Origin of the sequence: Kangiella shandongensis, assembly GCF_020005365.1 — a bacterium.
Taxonomy (GTDB): Bacteria; Pseudomonadota; Gammaproteobacteria; order Enterobacterales; family Kangiellaceae; genus Kangiella; species Kangiella shandongensis.
Genome location: NZ_JACNML010000007.1, coordinates 20412 through 37747, shown reverse-complemented (window position 1 = coordinate 37747; position 17336 = coordinate 20412). Strand labels below are relative to the sequence as shown.

At 44.9% G+C, this 17336-nt stretch carries 13 protein-coding genes; 4 read left to right on the top strand and 9 right to left on the bottom strand.

All coding sequences use genetic code 11. From position 1 onward, the window contains the following. Nucleotides 1–138: 138 nt before the first annotated feature. The 3 genes from H7708_RS08960 (at nt 139) to H7708_RS08950 (ending at nt 3583) form a co-directional block, all read left to right on the top strand. Nucleotides 139–1152 (top strand): isoaspartyl peptidase/L-asparaginase family protein, encoded by a 1014-nt coding sequence (locus H7708_RS08960; RefSeq protein ID WP_223670326.1) that lies wholly within the window; start codon nt 139–141, stop codon nt 1150–1152. Between the two features lies 1 nt (nt 1153). Continuing rightward, nucleotides 1154–1633, top strand: coding sequence for a hypothetical protein (locus H7708_RS08955; protein WP_223670325.1), 480 nt, complete (start codon nt 1154–1156; stop codon nt 1631–1633). A 237-nt stretch (nt 1634–1870) separates the two neighbouring features. Beyond that, entirely contained in the window at nt 1871–3583 is a 1713-nt protein-coding gene (locus tag H7708_RS08950) for a GMC oxidoreductase (protein WP_223670323.1), read from the top strand. 81 nt (nt 3584–3664) lie between these two features. Here the strand turns inward: H7708_RS08950 and H7708_RS08945 are convergent, their stop codons facing one another. The 9 genes from H7708_RS08945 to H7708_RS08905 all read right to left on the bottom strand — a co-directional run bounded on the left by H7708_RS08945 (nt 3665) and on the right by H7708_RS08905 (nt 16604). Further along, nucleotides 3665–5764, bottom strand: a complete 2100-nt coding sequence (locus tag H7708_RS08945) for an alpha/beta hydrolase family protein (RefSeq protein ID WP_223670321.1) — start codon at nt 5762–5764, stop codon at nt 3665–3667. After that, nucleotides 5764–7584, bottom strand: coding sequence for a hypothetical protein (locus H7708_RS08940; protein WP_223670319.1), 1821 nt, complete (start codon nt 7582–7584; stop codon nt 5764–5766). Before H7708_RS08940 ends, H7708_RS08945 begins: the two co-directional genes overlap by 1 nt. Further along, nucleotides 7581–8573, bottom strand: coding sequence for an ABC transporter ATP-binding protein (locus H7708_RS08935; protein ID WP_223670318.1), 993 nt, complete (start codon nt 8571–8573; stop codon nt 7581–7583). Before H7708_RS08935 ends, H7708_RS08940 begins: the two co-directional genes overlap by 4 nt. A 49-nt stretch (nt 8574–8622) precedes the next feature. Next, nucleotides 8623–9033 carry a GntR family transcriptional regulator gene (locus H7708_RS08930; RefSeq protein WP_223670316.1) on the bottom strand — a complete coding sequence of 137 codons (411 nt, stop codon included), beginning with the start codon at nt 9031–9033 and terminating at the stop codon, nt 8623–8625. A gap of 668 nt (nt 9034–9701) precedes the next feature. Continuing rightward, nucleotides 9702–10103 carry a hypothetical protein gene (locus H7708_RS08925; RefSeq protein WP_223670311.1) on the bottom strand — a complete coding sequence of 134 codons (402 nt, stop codon included), beginning with the start codon at nt 10101–10103 and terminating at the stop codon, nt 9702–9704. 134 nt (nt 10104–10237) lie between these two features. Then, nucleotides 10238–10879, bottom strand: a complete 642-nt coding sequence (locus H7708_RS08920; RefSeq protein WP_223670310.1) for an ankyrin repeat domain-containing protein — start codon at nt 10877–10879, stop codon at nt 10238–10240. A gap of 241 nt (nt 10880–11120) precedes the next feature. Next, nucleotides 11121–14189, bottom strand: a complete 3069-nt coding sequence (locus H7708_RS08915; protein WP_223670308.1) for a TrlF family AAA-like ATPase — start codon at nt 14187–14189, stop codon at nt 11121–11123. A gap of 738 nt (nt 14190–14927) precedes the next feature. After that, entirely contained in the window at nt 14928–15533 is a 606-nt protein-coding gene (locus tag H7708_RS08910) for a peroxiredoxin (protein WP_223670306.1), read from the bottom strand. A 135-nt stretch (nt 15534–15668) separates the two neighbouring features. Further along, nucleotides 15669–16604 (bottom strand): LysR family transcriptional regulator, encoded by a 936-nt coding sequence (locus H7708_RS08905; protein WP_223670304.1) that lies wholly within the window; start codon nt 16602–16604, stop codon nt 15669–15671. Between the two features lie 83 nt (nt 16605–16687). On the opposite strand from H7708_RS08905, the gene H7708_RS08900 reads away from it, so the two are divergent. Next, nucleotides 16688–17254: a flavodoxin family protein gene (locus H7708_RS08900; protein ID WP_223670302.1), complete on the top strand. Its 567-nt coding sequence runs from the start codon at nt 16688–16690 to the stop codon at nt 17252–17254. Nucleotides 17255–17336: the final 82 nt, after the last annotated feature.

The window sequence follows — 17336 nt, the reverse complement described above, 5'->3', positions numbered from 1 at the left end:
AGAATAATTCTCAGTTACATTAAAATCAAGTCTCTTTCCTTTTAATTTTGCTAGTCGCCGCAAATCTGAGTTAACAATCAGCTGAGCATGTGATAGAACAGAAAATTCGAACCCGACAGTTATGGCGCTTATAACAACATGAAGACATCATTAAAAACACTGGTCCTGACGCTATTATTAGCCCTAAGCCTCGGCAGCATGGCGCAAAAACCTGAAAGACCTTATGGCTTAGTCATTCATGGCGGTGCCGGTACCATTCTAAAAAAGAATATGACGCCTGAAACGGAAAAAGCCTACCGTGAGAAAATGGATGAAGCGCTGGGCGCGGGTTACGCTGTATTGGAAAAAGGTGGCAGCAGTATCGAGGCGGTTAAAGCCGCTATCGTCATTATGGAAGACTCTCCGCTATTTAATGCCGGTAAAGGTGCTGTCTTTACCCATGAAGGCGTCAATGAGCTCGATGCCTCCATCATGTACAGTAAAGACTTATCGGCGGGGGCTATCGCAGGCGTCAGCCATATCAAGAATCCGATCTTGTTAGCGGATAAAGTCAGAACCGACTCAAAGCATGTCATGATGGCACGCGAGGGGGCCGAAGCGTTCGCCAAAGAGCAGGGATTTGAACTGGTCGATACTCAATACTTTTTTACTCAACGACGCTGGGATCAGTTGCAGAAGGTGTTGAAACACACGCCTGAGAAACCAGAGCTGTCAGAAGACGAAGCTAAGAACTCTAAGTTCGGTACCGTCGGTGCCGTAGCGCTGGATCAAGACGGCAATATTGCCGCAGCGACTTCTACCGGCGGCATGACCAATAAACGTTATGGTCGCATCGGTGACTCCCCCGTTATTGGCGCCGGAACTTATGCCGATAAAAACTGTGGCGTCTCTGCCACCGGCCACGGCGAATATTTTATCCGAGCGGCCGTGACCTATGATATCTGTGCTCGAGTTAAATACAAAGCACAGGGTATTCAAGAATCCGCCGACCAGGTCATTCAGGACAAGCTGGTCGAGATGGGCGGCGACGGCGGTGTTATCGGTCTGGATGCGGGCGCTAATATCATGGCCAGCTTTAATACGGAAGGCATGTACCATGGCTGGAAAACCAGTAATGGCCAGTCAGCGACAAAAATTTATAAGGGAGAATAACATGACTATTAAAACGACGTTAAAGTCAGCACTCGTTTTAGCGACGATGGCCGCTATGGTCGGCTGCACGGATGATCCAAAGCCTAAAAAATCGACTCCTGCTAAAAAAGATACAACCAGCCAACAGCAGGCACAAACTGATGACAGCGCAGACGATATGGGTGAAGAAGCAACCCTGCAGGAGCTTATCCCAATGGAGTCACAACCGAAGGATACCAAGCGCGGCTTGTATAGCTACTACGCTGACGCCGCATTATTTACCGACTGCGCCACCAATACCAAATACCCAGTAGCGCAGGAAGCCATTGCCGCTGAACTGAAATCAACCTATTTAGCTCTTAGAGAAAAACCCGCCCAGAAAATGCTGATAGCGGTTAAAGGCGAGTTCGATGAACGCTCCTCACCCGATACCGATGAAGATCTCACCATGCTTATTCCTTCAGAACTTATCGGCATGATCAACAAGGATAGCTGTCAGTAAAACCACTACTAATTAAGGCGGATATGCCTTAATTAGTAGTCTTTTTCTCCTATTCAATACCTCTCTGCATTAGACTAATCCGAACAGTCATTTATTCTTTGTTTGTTTTAATTTTCTGTTGCTATACTCAAATGGAATGGTTTTCTGAAGGGATGCAGAAAACAATAATATTCCCTTCAAGGCTATCACGTTGGTAACAATAATTTTAATCATCATATAGCACAGAAGGAATATTGTATGACGTTCAACTACACCAAGTTTTACAAAGGGATCGATCCAGAACCACAAGGGGAAAATCAGGGCTATCCGGTTCCAGGACCACAGGGGGCAACCGCCGATCAAATTGCTGGCAATGCTTTTTTTGCATCGGAATGTGAATGGAAAGATATCGTCAATCAGGTCTATGACTATATTGTTATCGGTACAGGACCTACGGGCGTGGCCTTTATCGATCAGATTTATAAAGAAAACCCTCACGCCAAAATTTTAGTGCTGGAACGCGGTGGCTTCTGGCTCCCGGTTCACTACCAAATGTTACCCAGTGCTTTTGCCGCAACGTCAGGCTCACCGCCAACAACCTACCCCTGGTCACGTACCACTGAAATGGTCACCACAGCGCCAGACTTTTTCCAGGCAGGCTATATTCCAGCAGTCGGTGGACGCTCAACCTACTGGAGCGCCTGGAGCCCCTCCCCGACGCCCGACTTAATGCGAGATTGGCCTCAGGAAATGATCGACATCACGCTACAGGATAATTTCTGGCCCAGAGCTAAAGATTTTTTGCATGTAACCTCGATGGATAAGATTAACGACGGTGTCTACGCTAACTTACAAACCCAGCTCGACCAGAACATCGCTAAGAACTTTAAAAAATTCGTTCCATCTGCCGAAAATGCTTATCCCGCCCCTATTGCAGTAGATAATTCCGAATGGAAAACCGTTAAATTTTATAAGTACTCGACCGTAGGAACCTTACTTAATATACAACAGCGCCAGAAGAGTTTGGCTAAGACCGGCGATGGTACCGAGCTAACCATTGTCGATCAGTGCGTGGTGGAAGAATTACTGCACAACGACAAGGGCACGGTTATCGCCATAGAAACCAGCAGAGGAACACTCAGCGTATCCAGCGCAAAAGTTATCTTGGCCATGGGCGCTATTCCACCGGCGACTTTATTGATGAACTCCTTTGGTGAACAGCTACCCAACGCAGGCAAACGCTACACCGGCCACTTTATGTCCCACGTCACCGCTCGTGTTAAACGCTCTGCCTATAAGGACCTGTCTGACCTGGAAATCGGTGCGGTCTATCTCGATGGAAAAGATAGCGCGGGATACCAGTATCATGTGCAAGCCAGTGTCTTCGCCGAAACCAATCCAGAGCAGGACGCAGTAACAACAGTCCGCGAGTGCCCTGATGCAGCTGCCGCTCCCAGTATGCAGCAACTCGTGGGGTCGGAAGATTACGTCGTCTTTGTCTGTGCGACCCTGGGTGAAATCAGCGAGAAAAACAGCGACAACTGGATTAAGCTCAATAAAGGCAAGGATCCAACCACCAATATTTCTCTGCAGCTAATTTTAGGCAACGAAGAAAAGCAATTGTGGGATCAGCTCGACGAAGCGACCTATCAAACGATTGCCGCACTCGCGACTGATACCGAGACACCTGAGATAGAGTACTGGATAGATACACCAGACGGCGGCCACTGGACGACCAACAAACCACCCGTCGACCAAATACGCCTCAACATTATCGTCCACGAAGCATCGCAAATTTGGGTCGGTGAAGATCCCGAAAGTTCAGTAGTTGGTCTGGACTACCGCCCACACGGCGTGACTAATGTTTATGTCACCGGCGCAGGCCTATTCCCAACCTCCGGCTCCTGGAACCCAACCCTCACCATGTGCGGTTTCGCTCAGGACTTAGCGGTTAAACTTTCTAATAAGTAGATCTAGAAAGTTGTCAGACGTAAAAAAGCCCCAAGGTTTAGCTTGGGGCTCGTAAAACTATCATCATTAGGAAGTCTAAGTTTATTCCTCAGTCCCAATATCTTTTTTATCCAGCAAATTTGTGCTTCCATTCTGCAAATTCTTCATCAGAAATTGTTTCAATTCTCTTGAAGGCGGTGAAACCCCACCACCGAAATGTTTGTCAGCACTAGCTTCGATTAACCAAGCCAGTGCTTCCACATTCAGTCGCTCGTGCGGACTGTGACCCGACTTTGGATCAATCAGAAGCGCCGGTTTGAACTCCTTATTCGACTCGGCGAAATAACGAACCAGAGTTTCTAATGCGACGCGGTCATCGTTTGCACCTGCCCATAGGTATAGCGGCGTACTTAGGCGCTCTGAATGTGCCAGTGGTGAATCGCGTTGCATTTTTTGATGCCATGACTTTTCGCCATAAGGCACCCCGTAACCAGGGAAGAGAATTTCAACAGGAGGCCCCTCTGATGAGAGCGCGCTGCCTCCCTCAATCGCAATATCCGCCATAGTCCAAGCCATGTCTACTGGCGCCGCACTAGGTACCGCGAATGCAAAACGATCCGGATAATGCGTGACAGCGAGTAGGCTGGCGTAGCCACCGAAGGAGTGTCCAAGGACTGCCTGCTTGTTTTTATCACCGATACCGTTAGCAAGCAGATAATCCATACCGGTGATGATATCATCCAGCACACCTTCCCTACCGAAGTCACCGCGGGCAGCAGTAACGTAATCCACGCCATGCCCCGTGGAGGCCCTAAAATTCGGCTTGAACACAACGTAACCACGATTGACCAGCAATTGCGTAGCAATATCCTCACCACCGTTTGAACGGTTGTAAGGGCCGCCATGCAAAATAGCAATCAATGGTGCGGACTCTAAAGGGACCCCATTCGGTAGATATAAATAACCGTATAAGATCATGCCATCTTTGCCCCGCCAATCGATCGGCACCGATTCAATCAGTTGTGTTGACGCTATGCGAGCTTCGCGCTCTTGCGAAAAGACGGGCGTTAAGGACTGTTGTTCTACTTCATAAAGAAAATATCGATCGTACTGCCAGTTTGCTTTCGAAGCGCCTAGTAGCCATCGCTGACCGTTATTACTGACTGTAAAATCAAAATTGGCACGCGGAAATTGCTCAGCCAGCTTGTCCAGATGATGCTTCGTATCCAATGTCCGTCCATGCCATTCGACCTTATCAGGGCGGTATGCCATCGCCAACCAATCCGAATTATCGGCTTGCATCAATAACGACACTGCGTCCGCAATTCCACGAGGATCGGAATGTACGGTTTGCCATTGTTTAGCCCCGTCTTCCAGTTTCTGCAATGACATAAGATTTTCATCGCCATGCGCAAGAGCCCAGAGCGTGTCACCGGTATCGCTTTCATGAAACGCAACAGGACGGCACTGTTGTGGCAGTGGGCAACGCATCAGCTCATGCCTAGCATTATTATCAAAGCGCCAAATCACGGTGTCGAACTTTTTACCATCGTACCCGGAGGCATAGCGTAAGATTCCTTTTCTATCGAGAAGTAAATGCAATAGCGTGCTTTTCGTTTCACGTAACAAACGAGTCTTGCCATTGCCGTCCACTGTCAGATAGCGATATTGCCATTTGCCGTCGACTGGAATTTTTTCCCGAATTATCACAGCATCGGGAAAATTATGATCAAGGCTCCAGAACTTCTGCCCTCGATCTTCGTCATACCGAACAATGCGCCGTCCCATCATGCTATCAATCTCAAACACAGCCAATCCCTTCTCATCGGGCAACCAAAGCCGTGCTCCATCACCCGACCATTTGACGTCGACATCCTCGCTGTCAGCCATTACACGGTAATCTTCTCCGGAAGCGATATTGCGAAGCCAGAGTTCGACGCGCTTGTCCTTTTCGTGACGAAAGCTCAGCCAGTGGCCGTCAGGCGACAAGTTAATATCGCGGAACGTAGCATGTCGCATGAGATCTTTTCGCGGAACCTGCATCGCACGATCCGACTTTTCCGCGTTTCTCATTGCCAATTTCAGGGCCGACTCTGAATAGTCATTGGCCCTAACTCCGTTTTGGCTATCGTCAGCTTTTACTATGCTGATTGCCATTGTTGTGAATATGATGACGACCAGAGATGCTAGACTCTTCTTCATCATACTTTCCGCTCTCGCGGCTCCAGCAAGAACATACTTAGCAAGGCAGGCAAGCCGATCACTGCACAACTTGCGATCCAAACCCATTGACGCGATGCGGGTATACGTGAGCCACGTAACCACCACCAGGCCACTGCCATGGAAATTAATATCAACAGAGCCGCCGCAACCCATTGCGATTTAGCAGTAGGCATAATCATCACCTTCATTGGCCAAGTCAGTCCCTTGTCGAGCGCCACTTCTGGCAAGGTCGTCAGCACTTCTAGTGCGGGCGACAACCACCAATAACTTCGCTGCATCGCTGGGAAGTCTGGGTTAATATCGCGTTTAACTGTAGCTTTTGCATTGCCCTCTGCATCAATATGAACGACCTGCTGCCATGGCGGTGCAATCACAGGGAATTGACTGAATCCGATTTGGCGCATACCATTTCCGTAGACAAAAGAAACCAGCCAACCATCCATTAATTCGACCACGCTGACGGACGTCAGGTGTTGCGCACCGCCTGGCAGCTTCACTTCCCAATCCGACAGTAATGGCGCGATAGTCGCCGCAGCTTTCCGGTCCTCGCGCAATACGATTAATCGCTGATTGGTTAACAACATCAATCGGCCGAACTCACGCTGTGGCAATGCGGTAAAGGTTTCACCTTTATTCAACTCAAATCGTTTGCTTAAACTCTGATTCTGTTTGTCGATGCCATACAGTTCATTTGTCGTCAATAGATCGCCATGTTCCGCTACCACCGGCACCGAAGTGAAAGGTGTATCATCACCCACACCGTTCATACCGAAAACGCCCTGCGCAACACCACTTTCTGGATTGCGACCAATGAACTGCATACGGTCATGACTAAATGACCAGAAGATATTGCGTTCTTTGTCATACCAACTGCTCGGCAGAGATAAATTGCTAAACTGATGTCGCACTGGAAAACGCTTAAGCCATGGACCGAAACTAACCGGTTCGAGTAATGGCATCTGAGATCTCCAGGACTCTGCGCGAGGTTCATCACTTCCCGCTAGGCCAAGAACAAACTCTTCGCTCGGCTCAGAGCGCTCAGTTTCGATCAGTCCTCCCTTCGGAGGATAATCAGTATTCAACGGATCAGTACCCAGTAAAATACCGCCGCTGATCATCAAGAAACGTACTATCGCAATGCACAGCAAGAACATACCGATCTGCAACGGAAGAGCTGTCAGTATCAGGGTTCCACCACCATGTATGGGCGCATCGCGGTTCGCGCGAAAACTCTTTAGCGTAATCCATGCCAACCAGCCAAGCGTCAGTGAAACAGGAAGCAACAGCACGAAAACTGACACCATGTGCAAGGCCAGTAACAGTGGTGCAAACAAGACAGCAATAGCAAATCGGCTTCGACTGATGCAGGCATGAGTTCCGGCCATCCAAGCCATCAATGAAAAAGCCAGCACGTGCACAAGCGACACATAATGATGTAAATCCACAACGCGTGTCGTTAGCATATCCACACCAACCAGAACGATCAGCATCGGCAGAAAAATTAACAGTGACAACATAGTCGTGGCAGACAATGCCAAGGCGCCAAAAATGCGGGGCGTCGACAATGGACGATGGATCAGCCAGGTCCACTGACTGGGCTTGCGATAACTTCCGACTTGGAAAATGGCCAGAACTAGCCCGGCGACCATAGCTATCAGCAACAGCAAGCCATGGAAATACGAGCTTTGTAACAAGTCGCCGATGCGATTAAGAAAAACGATCAACAGAAGATTCGCAATCCCTGCAGCCAACACAGTCCAGCGAAAACGTCGTAATTCCGATAGATACAAATCTTTCATTGTTCGTCTCCGTCGTTTGACACAGCACCCTCTGGCAATGGTCGTGCATGATTGCGGGTAAGAAATGCATTGACAGCGCGATCAAGGTCTACCGCACCCTGCCAGGTGCGACGCGCACCTTTTTCTTCCAGCAACTCACCGAAATGTTCATCTTGGTCAAGCACAATGAAATGGAACAGTCCGTCAATTCGTTCAACCTGCAACACGCCAGGCAAGGACTCTGCGCCAAAAGTCTGAAATGGAAACTCCGCCACCCACAACGCCACGCGTTCACAGAATTCATCAGGAGGTGACATGTGTATCAACTCGCCACGCTCCATCACGATGAGGTTATCCGCCAGCCGCTCGATTTCTTCCATTTGATGCGAGCAATAAATGATGGTGCAGTCACTATCCTCCACTGATGAAAGCACTGCTTCCAGAAAGGCACGCTTAGCAACCACATCAAGACCGAGTGTCGGTTCATCCAGAATCAGCAGTTCCGGTGCTTGCGCCATCGCCATCGCCAGATTGACACCAGCACGCTCACCCCGCGATAGTTCGCGTATGCGCTGCTCCTGATCGACATTAAAATGTCCGACGATGCCGCGATAGACCTTTTCATTCCATTGCGAGTAAAGATTGCGCTGCATTGTCACAACGTCTTGCACGCGCAGCCAAGTTGGCAAACTATGTTCCTCGTTAACGAAGCCAATGCGCGCCCGATCCTGTTCATTGAGCGAAGCACAATCGCGGTCAAGAATACGCGCTTCACCGCCCGTCGGAGACTGGAAGCCAAGTAGGACGCGAAACAACGATGACTTGCCTGCACCATTAGCCCCTATAAGCGCATGTATGCGGCCAGGTGGAATTTTCAGGTTAAGCGATTTCAGTGCAAGCTTCTTGCCGTAACGTAATTCGAGACTCTCGGTTTCGATCACAAACGGCACCTTTTGCAATATCGATGACCTGACAGATTGCTCAATAATTTTAAGTTCGGGGGAGGACATGATTTATTTCCTTTTATGCTTTTGTGCTGTTACTTTCGTCCAGTACGCCTTAGGCAGAACGCTTGTCGAGCAATGGCGACAACTCAACCTCAAGCCGCTCAAGTATTTCGTCGGTTGTGTAACCAAGACCAAGCACTTCAGCGCCAAAAGTGTCTATTGCCACCGCCAAACGTCGTTCTCGCTCAGAATCGGAAAATCGCTGACGCGGCTCAGCAACGAACAACCCAAGCCCCTGTCGAGAATCCAGCCAGCCCTCATTGTTGAGTTCGGAATAAGCTTTCGCGACCGTATTAGGGTTAACCGTCAACTGCTTCGCCAGACCACGCACGCTGGGAAGTTGCGCGCCAACGTCAATCTCACCGGTAGCAATCAAACGACGGATACCGTCAGTGATTTGTCGAGTAATGGGCCGCGGATCCGCTGCGCTGAGGTTGAGCATCAATGGAGCTGTTCGTGACATTGTCATACCTGCCTTGTGTTAACTGTACTATATGTATTAGTACAGCAATATAGTCACATGATGACAGATTGTCAAGATGCTGGGCTTTATTACAGGACACCTATGCTGAAAGCCTACAAATATCGTTACCACAGATTGGAATGTGGCTAGCGATATTGGATTTATGGGTGGAGCGATATAAGGCGCTAACCCCAGGACAACAGACCATGAATGAGCATCAAGTACAGAATAATTGGAGTAAATCAGACCAAACGAGTCCATGCTGAGGAGATAAGCAGCTTCAGTTTATTGGAAATTGATTAACAAATTGGAACGTGACACAGCACTAAGCTCAGGGAGCAAAGATCTGTTTCGATTTTATTGGAAGCGTAACTTTATTGACGTTTGAGCTTGTGAGGATAATTCCTGCTTTCAAACCAAGCTCTGAAGTGAAGCACCAACCAAAACCAATCATGGCTACGATTGCGAAAACGGCTACAAAAGCCTTTGATCGCCTTTTGCCTAATTCTCCTTCAATCGGCTTGTTTAGCGCGCCGCTAACACGGTTTTTATCACGGACTTACTTACCTCGTTTCTTCATAGCTCATTAATCCCCTAACGCCCAGCACAGGGGCAACTTGTAGCACCAGCGAAAAATTACTCCGCTGCTGACGTTTGTTAAGAGCAATCTATATTAAACCTCGTGCGTTTGCCGATAGCCATGGAGCAACCAGGGTTGCCAGTAAAGCCACAACAAATAGATTGCCTTTTGTTACGTTAAAAACTTCCACGATTTCAAGCCATGGCTTACCAGCAATAAAATGGCCAAACAGAAATTCAAAACAAAGAGTCAACGCAAACCATGCGATCCCAACAGCTATATATGTTTTACTTTCCGTTGAGCCAAAGAAAGGTACTGTTATGTATGCGAGCAAAAAGATGATAACTGACAATATCAGGCCGCTCGCTGGAAGTGCGAGTCCAGAGCCGATGGCGGGCGTCAGAAGTTTTTCACGAATTGCAGCGTTAACAATGGCCATGACGAGTATCACCAACCAAATGGCAATAGATTTTAATAACAGACTAGTCATCGTTGATACCTCTAATAATTCAGGACAGACTCTGACCCCATTTAATTTGGCCTTTATCGAAAAAAACAGGATTCTATTAGCTACGTCTCTATATTTAATCTACGTTGTAATAAAAGTATGTTCTGATAGATCAGCTATTTCTTATATCTCGTTTCGATATAATTTTTTAGCTTTTCATCATTGTACTCTAGGGAGATTTTCCTCAAAACTTTATATACTTTGAAATTTGTAGAAAAACCTTTGTTTGCTAATATCTTTGATAAAATAGTGAGGCTTCTGTCATTTTTAACGGCGTTCCTTAGTATTATTTCTTTAGAAATACCACTTATACTCTTAAATTCAGTAACATCAACAAGGTAGTTAGAAGCTTTCATGTGTTTATTTTTTACTGCTAGGGTTAAAGGGATATAGTTACCTACCGTCAGCTTCTGAGTCGAGGCACCTTTACTTATCAACTGCTTACAAACATCTACCATTCCATGTCTTGCAGCTTCATGTAATAAAGTTACCTTTGAACCTTTTATCAAAGCAAAGTTAGGTTCTAGCACATATTCAACAATTACTTCAGCCATTTCCTCTTTTTCCATTTTTATTAAGTAGTATAGAACGGCTTCATAACTACCTTTTTTGTTCAACTTCTTATTTTTTAGTAATAAATCAAATGAGCCAGCTGTTCCATACTTAATAACAATGGTAAGTGGGGAGTTATTATCAAATTTTCTCTCTAGGTAACCGTTATCAATAAAAAGCTGAATTTTTTCAAGATCGTTATTCATTACGGCTTCTTTGAACTTTATATCAGTAAACTCTGAACTTAAATCGTTGAAATTCGCACACAAATTCTCTGAGCATATTAGTACTGCAATATATAATATTACTTTGGACAGTTTCATAGTTAGTTCCGAATAATAGGAATAATTGGAGTCAGAGCAGAAAACCTCGAAATCACTCACGTTCTTTCGAGGCTACGCTTGCTCTGCCCCTATTAATTACAGCCATAGGATACAAAATATAACTTCAATAATATTTTCGTTTCCGTGTATTAAAGGCAGGCATAGCACCTTCAAGCACTTCAACTATCTTTTGGTTTATGACCCTATTTTCTATACTTCCTGATACCATTGAGAAAGTGTAAGAGTTTTCTTTGTCTAAATTGACGTATATAACTTGCTCTGCGTCAGAGACAACGGCAAGGTTCGGGTTGTGAGTAACCATAATAATTTGACGCTTCTGTTTTGCTGCTCTAATAAATGGTACTAAAACAGTCGCCACACTATGATTATCGAGATTATCCTCTGGCTGATCGATAATCAGCGGAATATCATTTTTATCTAAAAGAAGATAGAACACCAAAAGAAGAGCCCCCCTTTCGCCTGGGGATAGTTGTTCCAGCTCTTTATCACCCTGCTTCAGTTGATAGTTGTAACCAAGAAAGCTCAATGAATATAAGTAATCATAAAGCCCCTGTATGTCTTTGACTTGCTGAGCTATATTTCGGGGCATATTATTTTGCCCTGGCCTTTTGTCATATCTAAATGCTTCCATCAGTTTATCTAAAAAATCGATAACGCTATTTTTATCATCAAAGTCAACTTCACTGGCCAATGCGGCTACCTCTTTCTCACCTCCGTCCTTGGAATGGAATGACCCCATTCTATTCTGCAGAATATATCCTAGAAAATTAGGAACAAAATCAGATGACTTCACTAGCGACGCATCAACTTCTATTTTATAATTTTTCAAAGTATCTGAGTTTTTAGCTATAATTTCATTTAGCTTACTTCTAGCACTCTTGTAAACCCCTACAACCTCATACTTTTTATTAAATATATCTCGAGCTATATCCCTGCGCTTTTCGTACTTTTCCTCTAACTGATTCGGCAGCGTTTCGTTCAAATAATCAAGCTCTGCCTCAAAAAAATGAATTGTATTTGGCGTTTCTGAAGCACCAAGCAAAGCCTGCCTATCTTTTTCCCAGTCCGCTTTAGCCGTTATATATTCTTGATATGCTTGCTGCTCCGAATCCAGCTTTCCTTTTTCAAGCTTCAACAAATCCTTTTTACCTTCAAGAAGGTCGTAAAGTGACTTTTTATCAGGATTACCTTCATCAGCATCCTTGTTTTCGACTTCACCCAAAAGCAGCCTGCTGGATTCAAGTGACTTTTCCTCTAACTTCAAAATCTTATTTAATCGAGATAGATCTATTTCTACTGATATAAGTTTTCCTATATCAACATCAAAGCCAAACAATTTTTCACTAACCTCATCAATGAAACTAGCGATCTCATCCTTCTTCTGTTTTATAGAATAAATCACATCATTCAGTTTTTGAATATTATTTATCGTTCTCTTTTTATCACTCTCCGATGTTTTTATAGAACCTTCAATCTTTTCAATTTCCGATCTAATATCCGAAATTCTATTGTTAATTGACTCATGCTTCTGTTTTTTGACTGGATCTTCGTTCGGATTGGAGATTGGCGCAGGCTCCTCCAAAGCTTCAAGCTCTTCTCTCTTCTTTTTAAGCTTATTTTTTAGCTCGGCTTCATATTCGTCTGTCGCCTTCCTCTCCAAATTAATTATTTCTGAATTTATATCCTTAACATCTGAAACCAAAGTTTCAATATCTTCATTAGCTGCTACAGTTTTTCTCTCTATCAGCTCTTTAAAAGATAAAGCCCCAAGGTTTTCTGTTTCTGGTATGTGAGAAAAAACAACGCTTTCAATCTCTTCTTGAAATTCTGACGCAGAACTAATTTCATTAGTAAGCCTTTCAAAGCGCCCCTGTGGCAAATATTTGACTTCTAGTACATCGGTATCCGCGGGAGATTCATTCAAGTTTTTCGTATTTTCATTACCGCTTTCCCAAGTAATTTTTGCTTCGAAGTTTTTCGCCAAGCGTCCATTTTTTGCCCTAAACTTGTTAGGCGTCAAGAAAGAAAAATCATTATTATCATGATAATTAGAGCAAAGAGAAAGAATGTCAGCAATCGCGCTCTTACCACTACCTTTATTTCCAATAACGGCCACTAGCTCACTGCTAAATGGTATACAAACCTTTTTAAACCAAACATGGTTTTTATCAGAATAGCCATCAACTTGAGTAATATTTAAATTTTTTATGTACTTTGTCTTGTTCTTTGAAACTCTTTCTAATAATGGCGGATAATCGCCAACAAAAACTCTTTCCAAAGGCTCATTAATTGCCTGCTTTAACCCATCAAAAGTCGGATCAGCTTTAAGCCATGTAAAGCACTCCCCTATACGATCTTTGTCTTCCGAAGAAGATAAGTAATGAGCATCACTGCAATCAAGAAGCAAATCATTCACTCCTTGTTGAGTTAACTGACTTTTTGCCTTTATAAATTTTTCTACAGATTCTGCAGAAGTAAAAACAATATCTGCCTTATTAATAATGGACTTTTTAGTGGCAATTGATGCGTCAGTCCATTTCAGTTCAGCCCACTCAGTTTTTCCAATTGCAATCAGATGCTTTCCTTCAAAGCAATCCTTTTTAAGAGCATCAAATATCTTATCTTCTTTTACATTAAGATTGTTAAAGCCTTCCATTAAATCCGAGCCATATTTATGAAGTTGCTCTGCTGGTACGCCTTTCTTAATCTCAGCCCCCAACTCTTTTAAACTTTCTGGTGTAATCGCTCTAGACCAGGTCTTACCTGACTCCAATGTATAGCTTTGCTCGAGAGTGTTAAGGAATTGGCTCTGTATAGTTTCTACAGAAACTTCATCTGAAAAAATTACATGCAAATTTATTCGCTTTAAATCTCTAAATTGTACCCCAGCAAATTTTTCGATTCTAAACTCTATCACTGGCAATAACTTTAACTTACTAAGCCTTCCATTTTGCTGCTGCTCATTGATTAGCTTTTTATATCCATCAATAAACAAATAATCGTTTATTCCGATTACTGAAAACTCTTCAGGTAATTTTTCGAGATCTTGTATATAACTTTCCCAAGTCTCTTCGTTATCTTCCCCATATTTCTGGTAAACAGAGAAAGGAGTATGGACATGCAAGTCCCACTTCCTCCACACGGCGCCTTTTGGGTAATGATTATTTATCATAGGAGTCCTTATCCATCTGCATAGGAGTGTAAAACGTCTCGGCAAGCATATTCACATAACATAAGAATACCCGAATTGGATTATAACCAACTAATTTATAAAGCATTATTTTACAGTACAAAAAAAGTGGCTAATACTCTAATAAAGGCGGTCTTGAAGTGCAGTATCGCTTTGAATCCCAATAAAGTGTGTATTAAATGGCGATCTTCCTACAGCCCTATTCCTGTATTCTTAGTTTTGTTTATTTAGTATTCAAGTAGAGACTACTGTAAGTTCTGGGGAGTGTCAAAAAAGTCTAAAGATAAAAGACACTGGATTCTCCCTAAAGGGATTTACCATAGGCACTCCTTTTAGTCGCCCAGCATCACGCGGGAATGACGAAAATACTTTATGAACACAAAAAAGCCCCAAGGCGCGAACCTTGAGGCTTTAAATTACGCAGAAACATTGTTTAAAACAACAGACTTCCGACCGCTCCAGAAGAGATTCCCGCACCACGGGCACTTCCGTTGGTCGCCTTCGCGGGAATGACGACGAGTTCTCCAACAATAAAAAACCTCACAGCCCGTTAGAACTGTGAGGTCTTATCTTTAACGCTGATAGATTGTTTCGAGTTCGCGGCAGAAGTTGTTTTAGGAGCGGAGGTGATACCTAAAGGTATTCCCTTCGGTCGCCAAAGGTCATTGAGCACCTCGGAACAACTTCTAACAAAGAAACCGGACAATCTAGCTCGTTAAATTATAGTTTGTCGCCTTCTTCAGATAGATACTTTGCTACGCCTTCTGGAGAAGCATCCATACCTTTGTCACCTTGGTTCCAGCCAGCTGGGCATACTTCGCCGTGCTCTTCGTGGAACTGAAGCGCGTCTACCATGCGGATCATTTCGTCTACGTTACGGCCTAATGGTAGGTCGTTTACAACTTGGTGACGTACTGTGCCGTCTTTGTCGATTAGGAATGAACCACGGAATGCTACGCCTGCTTCTGGATGCTCAACGTCGAACGCCTGGCAGATTTCGTGCTTTACATCAGCAACTAGCGTGTAACCTACTTGGCCGATACCACCATCGTTGATGGCTGTGTTACGCCATGCGTTGTGTGTGAAGTGTGAGTCGATAGAAACACCAACAACTTCTACGCCACGCTTTTTGAACTCTTCTAGACGGTGATCAAAAGCGATTAGCTCTGATGGACAGACGAATGTGAAGTCTAGTGGGTAGAAGAATACAACCGTTGGCTTCCCTTTTGTTGCTTCTGCGAAGTTATAATCTTCAACGATTTCGCCATTACCAAGAACAGCTGCTGCAGTAAAATCTGGTGCCTTACGGCCTACTAATACTCCCATTATTTCCTCCAAGAGTTTGTTAATTTAAATTTTGTGGTGCGTATTATACGCTTTTATACCGTTAATTCTTAAGTCTTTTCACAAAAGATTAAAATATTCTATAGCTTTATAGAGTGTGCCTAAAACATTTATTTATTAGGCACTGATAGCGTCCTTTGTGCGCCTTACACTATCACGCATAAGTCCTCGGAACCACCGGTGTAATGCCATCTGGTGTTGGCGCTCGTGCCAGTATAGGTATATGTCTAAGAGTGGCATTTTCAAGGGGAGTTCCTTAATGGCCAAACCGTATTTTTCGGCATCTTTTTCCGCTACCAGTCGCGGCATGGCAAACACAAGATCGGTACGGCTACATATATCCAGCGCCAGGTGAAAGGTTGGGACAAATAATGCAACATTTCGACTCATGCCTTCCTTAGCCAGTAATTTGTCGATAATCCCCAACCCCTTACCAGTGACGGTAACCAGACCATGGCGCTGTTTAGTGTAGGTTTGCAGGCTGATTTTCTCGACAGAAGCCAGGGGATGGCTTTGGGCCATGACCATGACGAAGTCGTGACGTACTAGATGAAAGTTATGGTACTTAGTGCTTTCCAGCGATTTCTTTTCATCACCAATAAGAAAGTCAATCTCGCCTTCTTCTAATAGGGTCACCGCATCAGGGCGATAGCCGATAGAGCGCATGGCAACATTGGGTGCTTCTTTCTGTAAGTCCTGCCATAGGTTGGGTAAGAAAATACTCACTTCCGAATCCATCGACATGATAGTGAGTTCACCTTTAGCCTGCGCCGGAACGAACTCTTCCGGTTGCATCATGCACATAAAGTCGGCCAACCAACTTTTCAATCTTGGTGCGAGAGTCGATGCGCGCGACGTGAGCTGGTAGCCACTACCCACTCTGATAAGCAGCTGATCATCGAACATATCCCGTAAGCGCTGCAGGGAGCGGCTCACTGCCGGCTGGCTCATATTCAAACGCACCGCAGCATTGGAAATGTGCTTTTCTTCCAGAATCACATCCAATATCAGCAGTAAATTCAGATCGGCGTTTCTAAAATTCTCTACTTGCATAACAGCTATACACTTAATTCATTTCATGCATAACTATAAACGGATTAAATTGTGTCCATCAAGTTATTTTTTGGAGAAACATGATGAGTAACAACACAATTGCCGTGGTTTATCACAGTGGCTTTGGCCACACCAAAGTTTTAGCCGACGCTGTCGCTGACGGTGCTAAAGAAGCCAGTAGCGACGTCCGCCTGATCTCTGTGGACGAAGTGGACGAGCGCTGGGACGATTTAGCACAGGCTAAGGCCATTATTTTTGGTAGCCCCACCTACATGGGTAGCGTTAGCGCTGAATTTAAAGGCTTTATGGATAAGTCGTCGAAAGTCTGGGCTGAGCAGGGCTGGAAAGACAAGCTGGCAGCGGGTTTTACCAATTCCGCTTCATTCAGTGGTGATAAGCTCAATACCCTTGTCCAAATGTCGGTCTTTGCCGCGCAACATGGTATGGCCTGGCTGGGTTTGGGCCTTATGCCCGGCAACAATTCGAGTAACGGTTCTCCCGACGACTTAAACCGCATTGGCAGCTACTTAGGCGCTATGGCGCAAAGCAATGCCGATCAGGGTTCCGAAGTGGTTCCACCGCAGTCGGACAAGGATACCGCCAAAGCTTTGGGTAAGCGTATCGCCGATTTTACTGCTCGAATCCAATAATTTTTGCAACTCCCTCCCCCATTTAGGCCGCTTTTAGCGGCCTTTTTTTATGAAAAATCAACGAAATACAATCATTCCCAAA

Bases quoted from the DNA above. Each gene is read 5' to 3' on its own strand.
- H7708_RS08960 (WP_223670326.1), top strand. From the start codon at position 139: ATGAAGACATCATTAAAAACACTGGTCCTGACGCTATTATTAGCCCTA.
- H7708_RS08955 (WP_223670325.1), top strand. From the start codon at position 1,154: ATGACTATTAAAACGACGTTAAAGTCAGCACTCGTTTTAGCGACGATG.
- H7708_RS08950 (WP_223670323.1), top strand. From the start codon at position 1,871: ATGACGTTCAACTACACCAAGTTTTACAAAGGGATCGATCCAGAACCA.
- H7708_RS08945 (WP_223670321.1), bottom strand. From the start codon at position 5,764: ATGAAGAAGAGTCTAGCATCTCTGGTCGTCATCATATTCACAACAATG.
- H7708_RS08940 (WP_223670319.1), bottom strand. From the start codon at position 7,584: ATGAAAGATTTGTATCTATCGGAATTACGACGTTTTCGCTGGACTGTG.
- H7708_RS08935 (WP_223670318.1), bottom strand. From the start codon at position 8,573: ATGTCCTCCCCCGAACTTAAAATTATTGAGCAATCTGTCAGGTCATCG.
- H7708_RS08930 (WP_223670316.1), bottom strand. From the start codon at position 9,033: ATGTCACGAACAGCTCCATTGATGCTCAACCTCAGCGCAGCGGATCCG.
- H7708_RS08925 (WP_223670311.1), bottom strand. From the start codon at position 10,103: ATGACTAGTCTGTTATTAAAATCTATTGCCATTTGGTTGGTGATACTC.
- H7708_RS08920 (WP_223670310.1), bottom strand. From the start codon at position 10,879: ATGAATAACGATCTTGAAAAAATTCAGCTTTTTATTGATAACGGTTAC.
- H7708_RS08915 (WP_223670308.1), bottom strand. From the start codon at position 14,189: ATGATAAATAATCATTACCCAAAAGGCGCCGTGTGGAGGAAGTGGGAC.
- H7708_RS08910 (WP_223670306.1), bottom strand. From the start codon at position 15,533: ATGGGAGTATTAGTAGGCCGTAAGGCACCAGATTTTACTGCAGCAGCT.
- H7708_RS08905 (WP_223670304.1), bottom strand. From the start codon at position 16,604: ATGCAAGTAGAGAATTTTAGAAACGCCGATCTGAATTTACTGCTGATA.
- H7708_RS08900 (WP_223670302.1), top strand. From the start codon at position 16,688: ATGAGTAACAACACAATTGCCGTGGTTTATCACAGTGGCTTTGGCCAC.